This window comes from Roseibaca sp. Y0-43 (assembly GCF_020667835.1).
In the GTDB taxonomy this organism is placed as follows: Bacteria; Pseudomonadota; Alphaproteobacteria; order Rhodobacterales; family Rhodobacteraceae; genus Roseinatronobacter.
Window position 1 is genome coordinate 1 of record NZ_JAFMPR010000048.1, and the last position, 335, is coordinate 335.

Below are 335 nucleotides of genomic sequence, written 5' to 3' on the forward strand. Positions count from 1 at the left end.
AAATGACCGCATTTCCGGCGGAGATGGAAATGATCGAATCGCCGGGGGTAACGGCCGAGATCTGCTGCAAGGCAATCTTGGGGCAGACACGCTCTATGGGGGCGATGGCGACGACACGCTCGATGGCGGCTTTGGACCAGACCGCCTGTTTGGCGGCAACCAGAATGACAGAATTATTGGCGGCCACGACAACGATCTCCTGTTTGGACAAAATGGAGACGATCACCTTGAGGGAAACAACGGCAACGACACGCTTTGGGGCGACGCGGGAAACGATACCTTACTTAGCGGAGATGGAAATGACCGCATTTCCGGCGGAGATGGAAATGATCGAA

At 55.5% G+C, this 335-nt stretch carries 1 protein-coding gene; it reads left to right on the plus strand.

The window, feature by feature from the left end:
- Positions 1–10: 10 nt before the first annotated feature.
- Positions 11–335, plus strand: a 325-nt coding sequence (locus tag J1C52_RS15165; protein WP_370633280.1) for a calcium-binding protein, incomplete at its 3' end; no start/stop codon positions are given.